General features: G+C 55.4%; 13 protein-coding genes. 10 read left to right on the top strand and 3 right to left on the bottom strand.

What is annotated here, in order from left to right:
* Nucleotides 1–58: 58 nt before the first annotated feature.
* From TRESADRAFT_RS10330 to metG, 9 genes are all read left to right on the top strand, one after another.
* Entirely contained in the window at nucleotides 59–1378 is a 1320-nt protein-coding gene (locus TRESADRAFT_RS10330) for a hypothetical protein (protein WP_141607336.1), read from the top strand.
* Nucleotides 1362–2723, top strand: a complete 1362-nt coding sequence (locus tag TRESADRAFT_RS10325) for a 4Fe-4S dicluster domain-containing protein (RefSeq protein ID WP_002705464.1) — start codon at nucleotides 1362–1364, stop codon at nucleotides 2721–2723. The genes TRESADRAFT_RS10330 and TRESADRAFT_RS10325 overlap by 17 nt, the downstream gene beginning before the upstream one ends.
* 15 nt (nucleotides 2724–2738) lie before the next feature.
* Nucleotides 2739–3836 (top strand): RnfABCDGE type electron transport complex subunit D, encoded by a 1098-nt coding sequence (locus tag TRESADRAFT_RS10320; protein ID WP_002705462.1) that lies wholly within the window; start codon nucleotides 2739–2741, stop codon nucleotides 3834–3836.
* Nucleotides 3820–4299, top strand: coding sequence for a hypothetical protein (locus TRESADRAFT_RS10315; RefSeq protein ID WP_002705460.1), 480 nt, complete (start codon nucleotides 3820–3822; stop codon nucleotides 4297–4299). The genes TRESADRAFT_RS10320 and TRESADRAFT_RS10315 overlap by 17 nt, the downstream gene beginning before the upstream one ends.
* A complete protein-coding gene (locus TRESADRAFT_RS10310; RefSeq protein WP_002705458.1) occupies nucleotides 4296–4946 on the top strand; it encodes a hypothetical protein in 651 nt (216 codons plus the stop codon). Before TRESADRAFT_RS10315 ends, TRESADRAFT_RS10310 begins: the two co-directional genes overlap by 4 nt.
* Nucleotides 4943–5491, top strand: a complete 549-nt coding sequence (locus tag TRESADRAFT_RS10305) for a hypothetical protein (protein WP_002705455.1) — start codon at nucleotides 4943–4945, stop codon at nucleotides 5489–5491. The genes TRESADRAFT_RS10310 and TRESADRAFT_RS10305 overlap by 4 nt, the downstream gene beginning before the upstream one ends.
* A 42-nt stretch (nucleotides 5492–5533) precedes the next feature.
* Nucleotides 5534–6085, top strand: coding sequence for a 4Fe-4S binding protein (locus TRESADRAFT_RS10300; protein WP_002705454.1), 552 nt, complete (start codon nucleotides 5534–5536; stop codon nucleotides 6083–6085).
* The gene (locus TRESADRAFT_RS10295) at nucleotides 6082–7950 is read left to right on the top strand and encodes a DUF1926 domain-containing protein (RefSeq protein WP_002705452.1); all 1869 of its coding nucleotides are present in this window, start codon (nucleotides 6082–6084) and stop codon (nucleotides 7948–7950) included. Before TRESADRAFT_RS10300 ends, TRESADRAFT_RS10295 begins: the two co-directional genes overlap by 4 nt.
* A 155-nt stretch (nucleotides 7951–8105) precedes the next feature.
* Nucleotides 8106–10460: a methionine--tRNA ligase gene (gene metG / locus TRESADRAFT_RS10290; RefSeq protein ID WP_002705450.1), complete on the top strand. Its 2355-nt coding sequence runs from the start codon at nucleotides 8106–8108 to the stop codon at nucleotides 10458–10460.
* A gap of 43 nt (nucleotides 10461–10503) precedes the next feature.
* Here the strand turns inward: metG and TRESADRAFT_RS10285 are convergent, their stop codons facing one another.
* Nucleotides 10504–11574: a type III PLP-dependent enzyme domain-containing protein gene (locus tag TRESADRAFT_RS10285; RefSeq protein ID WP_002705448.1), complete on the bottom strand. Its 1071-nt coding sequence runs from the start codon at nucleotides 11572–11574 to the stop codon at nucleotides 10504–10506.
* A 255-nt stretch (nucleotides 11575–11829) separates the two neighbouring features.
* Between TRESADRAFT_RS10285 and TRESADRAFT_RS10280 the strand changes: the two genes are divergently transcribed.
* The gene (locus TRESADRAFT_RS10280; protein WP_159100061.1) at nucleotides 11830–12894 is read left to right on the top strand and encodes a lipid II:glycine glycyltransferase FemX; all 1065 of its coding nucleotides are present in this window, start codon (nucleotides 11830–11832) and stop codon (nucleotides 12892–12894) included.
* Between the two features lie 18 nt (nucleotides 12895–12912).
* On the opposite strand, the gene TRESADRAFT_RS10275 is transcribed toward TRESADRAFT_RS10280, so the two are convergent.
* Together TRESADRAFT_RS10275 and thiH are read right to left on the bottom strand one after the other, a co-directional pair.
* The gene (locus TRESADRAFT_RS10275; RefSeq protein ID WP_002705444.1) at nucleotides 12913–13479 is read right to left on the bottom strand and encodes a thiamine phosphate synthase; all 567 of its coding nucleotides are present in this window, start codon (nucleotides 13477–13479) and stop codon (nucleotides 12913–12915) included.
* A gap of 166 nt (nucleotides 13480–13645) precedes the next feature.
* Complete coding sequence (gene thiH, locus TRESADRAFT_RS10270) at nucleotides 13646–14896, bottom strand: 2-iminoacetate synthase ThiH (RefSeq protein WP_002705442.1); 1251 nt, start codon at nucleotides 14894–14896, stop codon at nucleotides 13646–13648.
* Nucleotides 14897–14898: the final 2 nt, after the last annotated feature.

Raw genomic sequence — 14898 nt, 5'->3', positions numbered from 1 at the left:
GGCGGCCTGCGCTGCAGTCTGCCTCTTTTCATTTCCATTGTTCTTCTTTTTGGGCAAGATGCCGTCTTCCGGAGGCAGGCTTTGGGACGGATATCGCGTCCTCCACGTTTCCGGCCCCGTGTCCGAATCCGCCGTGCTTTCCGTTTTGGAGGAGTCCGGCTGCGCTTCCGTCGTAAGCAGCTCTTCGTCGTTCGTCCCCGTCCATTTCGGTGACGGGTATGCTGTCCGCCGGAACGCCTTTTTCTCCGACGCGGAGGGCGGGGCCATGCTGTTCTACATTCCCGATTCCGATGAATCATGCCTTCCGGTCGCTGTTTCCGCGTTGTGCGCGCTAGACGGCGTTTCTGCGGGGACGGACGGCGGCGGGCACGGGGGATATCCGGCAGTTCCTGTCGTCATTCTCCTCGCCGCGGTGCTGGGGGCGCTTCCGTTCGTTCGACCGCGGAGGGTTTTTCTTGCCGCGTCGGCGTTTCCCGTCGCCCTCGTGATTTCACGGCCGTTCCTGTCGGTCGCGCTTGCGTGCGCGTTCTCCATCATCTGCTCTGCTGCCGTCTTGCGGAAGCTCCGCCGTTTCGATTTTGCCGGCGCGCTGTTCCGCTCTGTGCCGGCGTTGTCTGCCGCGCTTTTGCCGTTCCTCATCCTTTTGATTTCCGGTGCCGGAAACGCGGTCCTTTATGTTGTTTCCGTCGCGGATTCCCTTGCCTGCCTCTATCTTTTCGATTCCGTTCGGGACATGACGCTCGGATTTTTCCCGTGCAGAAGGAGGCTTGCCCCCGTCGCGGCTGGGCGGTTCGCGGCATCGGCCTTCCTTGCCGCCGCATTCGTCTGCGTCGTCGCCTGCACGGGCGGCATGGATTCGGGGTTCGGCGGGTTCTCGTTCGGGATTTCCGCGCCGTCAGTTTCCTCTGCGCCAAAAATTCCCGCGCCCGTCGCCGATGGGGCCGGAACGGAACTTCCTTGCCGGGACGATTTTTTCGCGTGGAGATGGAGCGAGGCTTCATGGCCGTACAGGCGTCTTTCGGCGCTCGGCTCTTCCGGCTCCGAAAAGGCGGAGGACGGGGATTTCGTGTCCGTCGTCGATTTCGAGGAGTCGCCGGAGGGGCTTATCGTTCCCGTTGAGCGGACTGTCCTCAGCTATGATGATGATTTCAGGTCGTCCGTTTCCGCCGAGGTCATGGCGGCGGGCGATTCCCTCGAGAAAGTGATTCTGTCGCAGGGGGAGCGCGGCTTCGCGTTCGTTCCTGCCGATTCTGCGTCCGGCGGCGAGCAGTTCGGTCTGCTGTCCGCTTTGCTTTATTTGTTGATACCGCTGGCTTTTGTCGTGTATCATTTTGTGATTGTAAAAAAATCAGGATTGAAAAATGGTTTCAGCGTCTAATTTCTATTCAGAGGACAAGGGGCTGTTCAGCCGTTCGCTGAACTCCTTCCTCCCTTCTACCGCCATCGTTCCCATCGAGGAGGAGAAGTCGCAGATACCCGTCGAGCCTGTCGTCTCCGTGGGCGATGTCGTCGCGGAGGGGCAGATTGTCGCCGTGGGCGGCGGCGTGAACGTCCATTCGCCCGTTCCTGGGACTGTCAGCGCAATCGGCGGCGAGCAGTACGCGAACGGAAAGCAGGGAAAGGCGATACGGATAAAGCTCGGCGGGAAATTCTCTTTCGTCGGGAAAAAACGCTCCCGTCACGACTGGCGCGCGCTCGGAAGGGATTCTCTTCTTCAGGTCATCAGGATGGCGGGAATCGTCAACACGTTCAAGGATATGTCCACGCTCTTCAACGAGATTTCGACGGAGGAGCGGAAGGTCGTTTTCGTCAGGCTTTTCGACGATGACCCGAGCCGAGTCGTCGATTCCTTCGTCGCGGAGAATTTCTCGGAGAAAGTAATCGAGGGGACTGCCGTGATTGCTCGGGCGTGCGGGGCTGCGGCCGTCGTTTTCGCGTACGAGAAGCAGAGCGCGGAATCACGCAGGATATACCGCGTCTCGAAGGATGACGGCTCCCCCGACCAGGAGCTTTTTCCCGGCATCGCGGTTCTGCGCGTCGGCGTCGACGGGAAGCACTATCCGTCAGGCACCGCGCTCGATTTGGTTTTCGCGTCGCGCTCGGCGTCGAAAGCGCTCGTCAAGGATAATCCCGATATCGCGGGATGCTTCGAGCCGGACGGGTTCCGCGATTCGTCCGCGCTGTTCATAGACCCGCAGACTGCCCTGTCCGCCTTCGAGGCTGCAGTCGAGAGGGTTCCCGTTATGGGGCGGTTCGTCCATGTCACGGGCGACTGTCTTAATTCCGCCGCGATACTGAACGTCAAAATCGGGACCACGCTCGGTGAGGTTGCCGAGCAGTGCGGCGGCTTCAAGAAGAAGCTTTCCCGGATAGTCGTGAACGGAATCGTCTCGGGCGTCTGCGTCGGAAGCCTCGATGTTCCCGTCTCGAAATTCGTAAAGTCAGTCGAGTTCATCCCGTCCGCGGAAGTCCGCTTCCAGAGCGTCGAAAATTGCGTGCGTTGCGGGCAGTGCCGGAAAATATGCCCGGTCAACTTGTGGCCTGGGAACATATACCGCGTTTTCAGGAACGTTGAGGACGACGACATCCACGATTTCGACGACAGCAAGACCGTCATTGAGTCGGCTCGGCTCTGCATCGAGTGCGGGCTCTGCAATTCGGTCTGCCCGTCGCGACTGCCGCTCAAGCAGATGATTGCGCTTGCGAAATCAGAGTCGATATAGGGAAGTGTGGAGGAAATGAGTTTGTTTTCGGGATTCAGTAAAAAAACGGCGCGGAAGTCGCGCGGATTCGAGCGTGTCGAGCTCGGGCCGTTCCGTTATCTTAGGCCTTCCGTCACGACGGAGACGTACTTCATAGTCGCGGCTCTCGTCCTGCAGGTCGTTATGCTTTTCGTCACGGGAAGTTTTCCCTCGATATTCGTAATCTGCGCGTCGCTTTCAGCCGCCTTCCTTTCGGAGTTCGCCGATGCCGACGCGCGCTCGAAGGATTCCTTCGTGTGGATGCTTGATTTGATGATGGGAATCTCGATAGGGCTTCTCCTTCCGTCGACGTATCCGCTCGTCGCCGTTTTCTTCGTGTCGCTGTGCGTCCTTCTGGTGAACAAGCTCGTTCTCGGGGGATTCGCGCGCTCGTGGGTTAACCCTGTCGCCGCGACCGTCGCCGTGTGCTGGATTGTCGGCGCCGATTATTTTCCGCAGATTTCCATCACTGCGGAGGATTTGCAGTCGAGGAACGTCGCGCTTTCCCTCATAAAGAACGGCGCGTTCCCGATGGTTCCGCTCGATGCCCGGATAACGAATTTCCTGAACGCGAAGGTTTTCAGCGTTCTCGGCGTGTCGATTCCGGACGGGTACGTCTCGCTGTTCTGGGACTCGAAATCGGTGATTCCGGCTTTCCGCTTCAATTTCCTGACGCTCATATCTTCGATAGTGCTGTTTGCGTTCGACGTGTATCCCGTCCTCATTCCGTGCCTCTTTATGGCCGTTTACGGGCTTCTCGTCCGCGTCGTCGCCCCGTTCCTGTGCGCGGGACCGTTCCTTCAGGGGGACGTGATTCTCGCGTATCTTTCGAGCGGGACGCTTTTCGGCGCGCTTTTTATATTGCAGTGGCGCGGGACCGTCCCGATGATGAACCGCGGGCGCGTTTTCTACGGGATTGCTGCCGGCTGCGTCGCGTTCTTCCTCGTCGGCGCGGGAACGTCCCCTGCGGGAATCGCCTTTACCGTCCTCGTGATGAACGTCCTCTCGCCGCTCATACAGGTTATGGAGAACAGGATTGAGCGGAAATATACGGAATCGATAGTCGAGGGGGTGCCGAATGAAAGCGAAGACTAAGAAAAACCTTGTGATTTACGGCAGTTTCTTCGGGATTCTGCTTGCGATGCTTGCCGCGATGTTCGCCGCCGTCTGGGGTGCCCGCCCGTCATGGAAAAAGGGGCTTGCGGCGGAGATTCAAGGCGTCCTGGAAAAATCGGGCGGCGATGTCCGTGTCGGCAGGTTCGTCGAGCTTGATTCGATGATATCGACGAGCAGCGCCCTTTACGAGCTTGATGGGAAGGATGCCGGCGGAAGGCTCGCGCTTGTCGTCAGGGTTCCGTCCCTTGTCGGACCCGTCCCAGCCGTCTTCACCTGCGCGCGCGACGGAAGCGGCGTCTCGTTCGAGGGATACGTCGGGGATTTCGGGCGTACCGTTCCCGTCCTGTCCTCGAGGATTTCGCGCGGAATCATGAATTACTGGATTTCGTTGGTTCCGCGGATTGTTTCACGGGCAAAAATTCCGGCGGAGGGTGATTTATGAACGACACAAAGGCGCAGAGAAGCAGCATTTATTTCCATATAGCGGCGATGCTTTCGATTCTCGTCCCCGTCCCGGGGCAGTTCGCGTACGGCGTTCTGGTGCTTGTCCTTTTCAATATACAGATGGCGAGCGTGACGCTGTTCTACCATCTCGTGAACAGGATGCGCATCGAGAATTTCAGGAATATTCTCGTCGCGTTCGAGATTATATTCGTCACGGTTCTCTACAAGCAACTGCTGATTGTCATTTGTCCAGTCGCGGCGCTTGCGCTCGGGTTCAGCCTTTATCTTCCCGCGCTGTCGGCCGTGGCGATATCGTTTTTCTTCGACCGGAACGATTCCCGGCTTGGCGAGCACCTTGCGGCGAGCATGTCGAGGAGCGTCCTCGTTACGGCGTATTCGCTCGTGTATTTCCTCATCCGCGAGCTTGTCGGGTACGCGACGTTCTCCGTTCCGGGAAACGGCGGAATCATCGTTTTCCACCTGCCGTTTTTTGGGAAGCCGACCGGTGCGGGCGTGTTCCTCGCGACGGTTCCCGGCGCGCTTGCGCTCGTCGCGGTGTCGCTGCTGCTCGTCATATTCGTCAGGCAGAAGCTCGGCATCGTCGCCAGCGCCCTTGCCGCAGGAAATGGGGAGGATGAGAAATGATTTCCGTTGTTATCTATTACATTGCATCTGCGTCGGCGGTTTTTTTCTACGGAATCGGGCTCGGGCGCACGATGTCGCTGAAGGACGACTCGTCGAAAATGATGCTCTCGTTCATAAAGGCTCTTTCGACCGTCTCGTCATCGACGGCCGTCGGCTACCTCGTGAACGACTGGCTTCTCGCCCCGATAGGGTTCTCGGAGATTTATCCGTTCGTCACGCTCCTAATATTCCTCGTGTTCTCGATTATCATCGAGATTTTCATCGGTGTCGGAATAAAAAAATCGAGCGCCGAATTCTCCGTCACGATACTCAGCACGCTTCTCGCGCTCGGCGAGGGCGTCTCGCTCGGACATGCCGTCGTCATATCGGTGTCGTGCGTGTTTTCGTTCTACCTGCTGATTTTCATTTTCTACGCGATACGGAACAGGGTGAGCTTCTACACGAACCCGAACGGGATAAAGATTTATCCCGTGCTTTTCGTGAGCCTTGCCGCCGTCATAATTGCGATTTGCGGCTGGAACATATCGTGGCTGAACGTTCTGTGAGCGGTTCTTTCGGAAGGCGAATTAAAATAAGGAAGGTTAAAAATGGTCGTGTCGTTTGTTTTTCTTTTTCTGATTGTCCTCGGGTGCAGCGGGATGCTTTTCTTTTTCTTCGGTTTTTTCGTTCCCGCGATACGCCTCCGCTACGACGGCATAGACGAGCTTCTTTCTGCGGAGGAGTACCTGAACGACGATTCAATCGAGAGCACCGCCGCGAGAAACGACCGCCTTTCAGGACGGACGTTCCGTGGATACGCGCGCATCGATTCGGGTACGGGGGAAGTTCCCGACGTGCGTCTTTCGTATAACGGCGACAGGAGCTGCAGCCTTTTCTTTTCCGTCTACGGTTCCCAATACATGGGCGAGAACAGGTGCATCGGTTTCGGAGACTGCCAGCGGATATGCGCGCAGAATGCGATTTCCATAGTCGATGGCGTCGCCGTCGTCAATTCCGCCTGCGATGGGTGCGGAAAATGCATCGATGCATGTCCCGTCTCCCTCATCTCGTTCTGCGAGACGAGGCCGTCCGTCGAAAACCGTGGCTTTAAATTTTGGAAAAGTTGCTATAAACTCTTCTCCGCGAAGAACAGGATATGAAAAAACCGAAAAAACTGAACGTATCTCTATCCCTAAAATTCAAATACTCCGCGTTGCAGAAGCCTTCCGATTTGGAGAAGGTATATCAGGCTGTCTACAAGAACGTTGCAGCCTTTTTTTATCAGAACCCGTCGTGCCGGGCAAGCGTTTTTTTTCCGGGACAGCTTCTGCTGTGGCTTGAGGGAGCGCATCCCGAATTCACCAAGATTTTTACGAAGATGGTCGCGAAACGGCAGGTCGAGGTGCTTGGCGGCGGTTTTTACGAGCCGCTGCTTCCGACCGTCTTTCCGATTGACAGGAGCGGGCAGATAGAATTCCTCACGTCGGAGCTGCGACGCATTTTCGGGAAGCGGCCGCGCGGAATCATGCTCTGCGCCTCCGTTTGGGACAATTCCCTCATCCCGTCCCTCCACAATTGCGGCATGGAGTACGCGTTCGTGAACAGCTCGCTCGTTCCCGACAAGAACCCGTTCCTCCCGTACATATCGAACGAGAAAGGCGCGTCCGTGAAGATTGTCGTCCAGGACGAGTCGTTCGTCCCCGACGGAAGCGAAAGCCCCCGCGATTTTCTCGATCGCATCCTCAAAAAAAGCTGCTCGCTTCCCGGTGACGGATTCGAGCGCATCGCCTCGATTCAGATTGACGAGGAGCAGTTTCCCGCGATGTTCGATTCCGGATGGATGCAGGAGATGTTCAGCCTCGCGCGCGGCGAATTCTCCGACAGGATTGAAGTTACCGTCCCCGTCGATTTTTTCAGCGAGTGCGACGATTTCGTTCAGTGCTACGTCCCCTCGGGAATGGCGGTCGGCTACGGCGCGGGAAATATTTTCGATTTCCTGCTCTCTCACCAGAGAAGCAAGGCGCTCTACAACAGGATGCTCCATATAAGCATGCTTCTCTCGCAGTGCCGCGGCGACAAGGGGCGGAGGAACAGCGCACGCGACAGCCTTTGGGTCTCGCAGTCCGGAGAGGCGTATCTCGGGCGCTCTGCCCGGATGCGGCAGCTTGCCTACAGGAACCTCGTCGAGGCGGAGAAGATGATTCGCGACGCTTCCGGCGACGGATTGTACCGCGATACGACGACCCGCTATGACTACGACGGCGACGGGCACGACGAGTACATTTTCTCGATGGGGCATTTCTGCGCCTGCGTTTCCCCCCGGGGCGCGCAAATTTTCGAGTTCGATGTGATGAAGAATTCGGGAAACTATGTCGACAACGATGACGGCAGGGGATTTTTCCTCAGCTATATAATGAATGACGCCGAATTTTTTGCGTACCGGTCGGCATCGGGCAGGACGGACGGCGTTTTTTCGAACTGCCTGTTCGATGAGGTCGATTTCAACGGGCAGAGAAACGAGGCGAAGCTTTTGGGCATGGGCGAATTCACCGATGACGACGGAAATGTCCAGCCTGTTTCGATAATAAAGAAATATGTCGCGAACTCGAACGGTTTCATGGTCCAGTTCATCGTGAAGAACGAGAGCCAGTTCGCGCTGAAGGGGCGTCTCGTCGTCGAGTCGAATTTCACGCAGATGGATTTCATAAATCCCGAGTCGAACAGCTATTCCGTCGAGGCTATCCACGGCTCCGACTGCTCGTCCGAGAAGATGACGATTTCCGATGGCGGCGACGAGCCATCGTTCACGCTTCCGGATGTCTCGTTCGTGCAGATAACGGACACGTTCAACGACATCTCCTTCGTCTACGAGCCGAACGAGAACTGCGACGTCATATTCATGCCGATTTCCCGCCAGAACGGGACGTTCGTCGCGTCTCTCTGTTGGAACGTCGATTTGACCGGCGGCCTTGAAATGGAGAAGACCGTCAACTTCGCGATAATAACTCCCAAAAAACGCCGCTAGGAAAGGCTTCTGTTTTTTTTCGTATTGCGAAGACCGACAGCTCGGGCTTTCATGCGGAATAATCGGAAGGTGTTTACGCTGAAAATCAAGACGCGGGTATTCATTATTTCTGATTTCATTGTGCAAAGGCATGCAAAAAAGTATAATTTCGCGCTATGAAAGATATGAAGAACATAAAGACTAAAAGATTAATCACGTCGGCATTGCCGTATGTGAACAACATCCCGCATCTCGGGAACCTTATACAGATGCTTTCCGCTGACGTTTTCGCGCGTTTCTGCCGCTCGCGCGGGTATGAGACGATGTACGTTTGCGGCACGGACGAATACGGAACGGCGACGGAGACGAAAGCCCTTCAGGACAACAAGACTCCGCGCGAATTGTGCGATTTCTTCTATAAAATACACAAGGACATCTATGAATGGTTCGGGATCGCGTTCGACAAATTCGGGCGCACGTCGAACGAGGAATGCACGGAGATAACGCAGCTCATATTCAAGAAGCTCGACGAGAACGGGTTCATAAAGGAGCACGTGACGAAGCAGCTTTTCTGCACGAAGTGCTCGATGTTCCTCGCCGACCGCTATGTTGACGGAACATGCCCCAAGTGCGGCGCGAAAGACGCGCGCGGGGACCAGTGCGACTCGTGCGGAACGCTCCTCGACCCGACGCAGCTTCTGGAGCCGAGATGCCACACTTGCGGCTCGACTCCGGAAGTCCGCGAGACGAAGCATCTGTACATCGACCTTCCGTCAATCGCACCGAAACTCGAGGAATGGATGGCGACGGCAAGCGTTTCAGGACGCTGGAGCCAGAACGCCATACAGATGACGAAGGCATGGATTCGCGACGGTCTGAACGAGCGGGCGATTACGCGCGACCTCAAATGGGGAATTCCCGTCCCGAAAGAAGGGTATGAGAACAAAGTTTTCTACGTCTGGTTCAACGCGCCTATCGGATATATGTCGATAACGAAGCAGCTCGCGGACGAGCTTGCCGCCGCGGGAAAGAAGTCGTTCGACTGGAGAAAATGGTGGCTCCCGTCCGAAAGCAGCGAGAAATTCGAGGACGGCGCGGAGATTCAGCTTTTCCAGTTTATCGGGAAGGACAACATTCCGTTCCATACCGTCGTCTTCCCGTGCTCGGAAATCGGCTCGGGGATGGATTTCACGAAGCTTTTCCACATGTCGTCAACCGAATTCCTCAACTACGAGTCGGGGAAATTCTCGAAGTCGAAGGGAATCGGCGTTTTCGGCTCAGATGCCGTTGAGTCAGGGCTTCCCAGCGACGCGTGGCGGTTCTACATCTATTTCAACCGCCCCGAGAAGCAGGACTACCAGTTCACGTGGAGCGATTTCCAGGAGAAATACAACAAGGAGCTTATAGGAAACCTCGGAAACCTCGTCAACAGGACGCTCACCTTTACGGCGAAGAACTACGGCGGGAAGATTCCCGACGGAAAAAAGGACGAGGCGCTCTGGGCAAAAATCGAGGAGAAGGAGCGTCGCGTGACGGAGCTTCTCGAATGGGCCGAGCTCAAGGACGCGCTCCACGAGATTTTCGAGATTTCGGACATCTGCAACAAGGCGTTCCAGGATGCTGAGCCGTGGAAGGCGATAAAGGAGAACAAGCAGGCGGCGGACGACATCCTCTACAATCTCGTCTATGCGATAAAGGATCTTATGATTCTCATCCAGCCGTACATGCCGAAGTATTCGCAGGTCGTCGCGGGGTATCTCGGAAAGACAATCGCCTGCGCCAAGTACGGCGAGAGCGACGGGGATGGCGCGCTCACGTGGGACGACCTCGGGAAATTCGGCGGGCTTTCTGATATCGGGGAGACGAAGATTTATTTCAGCCGCCTCGACGATGACGCGACTTCGACATTCCGCAACAAATTCGCCGGAAACCAGGCAGACAGAGATTCCGCGGGGGATGCCTCAAAGGAGAAGAAATCCAAGAAGAAGGAAAAGAAGGAGAAAAAAGAGCCTTCGGTTCTTCCTGTCGGGCAGCAGGCTGATTTCTTCAACGCGAACATCGAGCTTACGGTGGCGAAAATCGTGGAAGTGAAGCCGAATCCGGACAGCGACAAGCTTTTCATCGAGACGCTCGACGACGGAAGCGGCGTTCCGAGAACGATACAGTCCGGGCTTCGGGCGTACCTTACGGAACAGGAGCTGCTCGGAAAATCGGTCATCATCGCGTCAAACCTCGCGCCCAGGACGATGCGCGGCGTCGAGAGCCGCGGAATGCTCCTCGCAGGCGACTACACGGAGGACGGAAAGGCGATGGTCGAGGTGATTGACGTTTCGTGGGCAAACCCCGGAACGAAGGTCGTCCTTGAGGGAGCTGATGTCTCCGCGGCGAAGAAAGCCGAGATTACCGGTGACGAGTTCTTTTCCGTCAAGATTGAGTCGGTCGGCGGAACCGTTCAGGTCGCGGGAAAGAAGCTTCTCGCCGACGGCCGCGCGATAACGATGGCGAAAGCTGTCGATTCTGAAATCGGCTGATGATTTTCCACCCGGATTCACGCGCTGGATTCCGGGTGTTTTTTTATGTCCCGTCTGACGCGATGGTCTCAAGCGGCGGGCAGATGAAATCGTTCGCCCAGGCGGATGAATACGCGCCGATATTCCTGAATATGACTGAATCTCCGACGCCGATAGTCGCGGAGAAGCTTTTTTTCAGCACGTCGTGCTCCATGCATGTATAGCCGACAAGCCGCGCTCCCTCAACCTTTACGCGCGTCGAGTCCATTACGTCGGGGGAGCGGCGCATCTCTATCCGGCACCAGTCGCTTCCTGCGTGCATCCCGAGGTCGGATGCCGAGCAGTCGAGGAAAACGAACCCTTCTTTTATGTGCGTCACGTGCGCGACAAGGTCGACCGCATCCGATATTATCGGCGTTCCTGGCTCTATCACCGGCACGTGCTCCTTTTTTATAGTCGAAATGACGGCGGCGTATTGTTCCATCATGTCGTTTCCGTCCATTTCCGCCATGTTCCCGCCGAAGTCGAGCCTTTTTGCGTTCGGAAAAAGGGCGGCGTATTTTTTCATCTCCGAAACGCGCTTCTTCCATGTCTCGATTTTCCTTCCTGCCGTGAAATGGCAGTGGAGGGCGGTGACGACGAATCCCGTCCCGTCGAGTTTCCGGGCGGTGTCGAAGAGGGGGGAGGCGACGTCGATACCGAACCGCGAGCGTATTCCGTTTCCGATTTGAAAATTGAGCCGAAGCCCGACGGGAATCGGTCGTCCCGTCTCCGCGCTTATCTTCGCCGCGATTTTCACGTCCTCCTCGTTGTCGAGGTTCACCATTCCTCCGCCGAGCGCGCAGTCCCGTATGGTCGCCTCGTCCTTTATCACGCCGTTGTAGATTATCCGTCCCGTCGGAAAGCCGGCCTTTTTCGCGATGCCGTATTCGTAAGGGGAGACGACCTCGGCATCGAGACCCAGCTTGAGCGCCTCGCTGATGACGGGCAGGGACGCGTTCGTCTTGAATGAATACGCAATCCTGAAGTCGTCCCTGAATGCCGAGAACGCGTCCCGTATCCTTTTGACGTTCCGCCCCATTTTCGCCGTGTCGAAAGAATAGTGCGCGGCCGTGTGTTCGTTTTTTTCTTCCATACGGAGAATATCGGCGCGGGGGTGCGGGCGGGACAGGCAGGCCGAGTAGGACTGCCGGCACCATATGTCATGACGGGAGAAGGTGGCGGCGCGGAACGGAAAAGCATAGTTCAGGCAAGGAAGCGGAAATCCCGGAAGAAGTTTTTGCTTTCCCTGAAAAACAGTATGTTCCGCGAAGCGGAAAAAAAATTTTTTAAAATTTGGACAAATGTATAGTTGTTGTTTGTCTCAAAAAAAGCAACGATTATGAACATCATGAGATTTCAGCAGACTGATTTTTGGACATATTTCAAATGCGGACACGGATGGGAAAAGATTTCCGCGGAATACGGAGCGCAGAAGCAGAAAGTGACGATTCTGTGCAGGTTGTTCAGGCTTGGAATGGCGAATGTCGCGCTCGCGTATGTTCCCATGGCACCGGAAAGGGAAGGCGAGACGGAGAAAGAGTACATCGAGAACGTCGTCGCGTTTTCCGGACTCGTCAAGCCGAAGCTTCCGAAAAACACATTGTGCATACGGTTCGATTTCCCGATAGATTTCGGAACGGTAGGGGAGCGCGACGAATTTATCGGGCGCAGCAAAAGTATCGCAAAGGAAATTTCCGGCACAATCAACAAGAACAAGGTCGATATACAGCCGCCGGACACAGTCGTTCTCAAACTCGACAAAAGCGAGGATGAGCTTCTTGCCGCGATGAAACCGAAATGGCGGTACAACATCCGCTATGCGATGAAACACGGCGTGAAAGTTAGGGCGGTCAGATTTGGGGACAATGATTTCGAGAAATCGCTGAATTCGTTCTACAGCCTTTACGAGGTCACGGCAGAGCGCGACGGAATCGGAATCCACCCGAAATCGTATTATTCGGATTTGCTCGAACGGGGATGGAAAAGCCGCCAGTCCGACAACCCGACCGACATCGTGCTTTACATCGCAAGCCATGAGGAGGACGGAAAATCGGAGGATTTGGCGGCGATAATCGCGCTGTTTCAGAAAGACGAGGCAGTCTACCTCTACGGATGTTCAGGAAACGTAAAGCGGAATTTGATGCCGGCGTATCTGGTGCAGTGGACGGCAATCTGCGACGCCAGAAAATTCGGCTCGAAAGTCTATGATTTCTACGGAATTCCGCCGACTGACGACGAAAAGCACCCGATGCACGGGCTGTACCTTTTCAAGACGGGATTCGGCGGCGCAGAAATCCACCGCCCGGGAAGTTTTGACGTTCCTCTGTCCTGCCTTTATCGCCTTTACACAAAAGCGGAGGACTTCCGCGCGTGGTATCACAAAGTTCTCCTGAAGAAAATCCGCGGAAGGTAACGAAAACAAAAACATCCGTCACGACATGGCGAGCGACATTACGCATCCGCCTGCCGCCCCGCATTCGATGACGGAACCGATGTTCTGCGGTTTTATTCCGCCGATTGCGTAAACAGGAATCCTCACGGCAGCGCACACATCCCGAAGGAAAGGAAGCCCGCGCCCGGGGATTCCTTTTTTGCAGTCAGTGTCGAAAATATGACCCGCCGTTATGTAAGAAGCACCGGCTTTTTCTGCGGCGACGGCATCCTCGACCGAATGAACCGAAGTTCCAATCTCGTCGAAAAAATCAAGGCGACGATTCTCTGTTGCGGAGAGAAAAACAGGCAGCGGAAGGTGGATGCTTTTTATGCCGAGACTGCGCGCGGCATCGGGAAAATTGTGCGCGATGAATTTTTTTCCGTATATTCCGCATATTCCATTGACGGAACGGGCAAGGCGCGCGTAATCATCCTCGGGAAGGTCTTTTTCGCGAAGGATAATCGCGATTGCGTCGCCCATGCAGATTTCCCTTATTCTCGCGAGAAAATCCGTCCCGCACAGATTTCTGTTCGTGACGACAATTGTGTTTCCGCCGAAATTCATCGGAGCCTCCTTTTTTGAGCGCGGAAAAAACGCTCTGTCCGAAAATCGTTTCGACACATACGCGTTGTCATCCCGAACGGATTTCAGAATCGGTAATAAGATACCGAAACAGACAGAGCAAGACAAAAATGCCGGGGAACCATGAGGAATGAGCCCCGGCGGCTTTTCAGACAAAAATATAATCGTTGAGGACAGGCTGAAGCCCCTGTTTTTTTATCGCATCGTAAATTTCGGAGAAGCTTCTGGTGTCCGCGATTTCGAACTGCTCGTCTCCGGCATCGCCCGATTTCTTGCCCTTGTATTTTTCCTCGTGGTCGCCGATTCCGGTGCTGACGCCGGCGGAAATTTTCGTGGCGGCGATGTTGATTATGCCGTCGCGAAAACGGGGAGCCTCGCGGGATGAAACGGTGATTCCGGCAAACGGAAGGAAAATCCTGTACGCGCACAGAATCTGGCAGAGTTGCTGCTCGTGGACGTCCTTCGGGTTTATCTTGTCGTTGTTGACTATCGGACGAAGGCGGGGACATGAAAGCGACATTTCCGCATGCGGATATTTTCGCTGAAGGAAATGGACGTGAAGCCCAGTTGCGAGGGCATCCTTCCTGAAATCGTCAAGCCCGAGAAGAGCCGAAAAACCGACTCCGCGCATTCCGCCCATCAGCGCGCGTTCCTGCGACTCGAAGCGGTACGGCCAGACGCGCTTGTGCCCCATGAGATGGAGCGTCTCGTATTTGTCCGGATTGTACGTTTCCTGAAAAACCGTTATGTAATCGGCGCCGCACTCGTGAAGATAGCGGTATTCGTCCGAATTTACGGGGTATATTTCAAGGCCGACGTTGCGGAAATACTTTCTGGCGCGCCGGCAAGCCTCGCCGATATACTCGATTCCGCTCATTCCGCGCGACTCGCCAGTCAGCATCAGGATTTCCTCGATTCCGCTTTCCGAGATGACTTTCATTTCCCGCTCGATTTCGTCGGGGGAAAGTTTTTTCCGATGGATGTTGTTGTAGCAGTTGAAACCACAGTAGACGCAGTAATTCTCGCAATAATTCGCGATGTACAGCGGAGTGAAAAGATAGACGCACTTTCCGAAATGGCGCCGCGTCTCAATCTGCGCGCGATGAGCCATCTGCTCGAGGAAAGGAAGGGCCGCGGGAGAGAGCAGAGCCTTGAAGTCATCGATTGTGCACGTCTCGTGCGAGAGCGCGTTCCGCACGTCGATTTCCGTGTACAAGGAGGCATCGTACGCGCGGACGTTCTCCATCACGCGCTCCATGACGTCGGATTTTATCCGTTCCATTCCCTCCATGTATTCCATGTGATTCGTCCTGCATGAAGGGTCGTTCTCAAGCTGGAATTTCCGTTTGCGCGCATCATCGCTCAAATCGTTCCGCTCAATCAAGAATTCGTTGTCCATTT

Source organism: Treponema saccharophilum DSM 2985, from assembly GCF_000255555.1.
Taxonomy (GTDB): Bacteria; Spirochaetota; Spirochaetia; order Treponematales; family Treponemataceae; genus Treponema_D; species Treponema_D saccharophilum.
The sequence above is the reverse complement of the archived record's forward strand: the minus strand, read 5'-3'. Positions and strand labels throughout refer to the sequence as shown.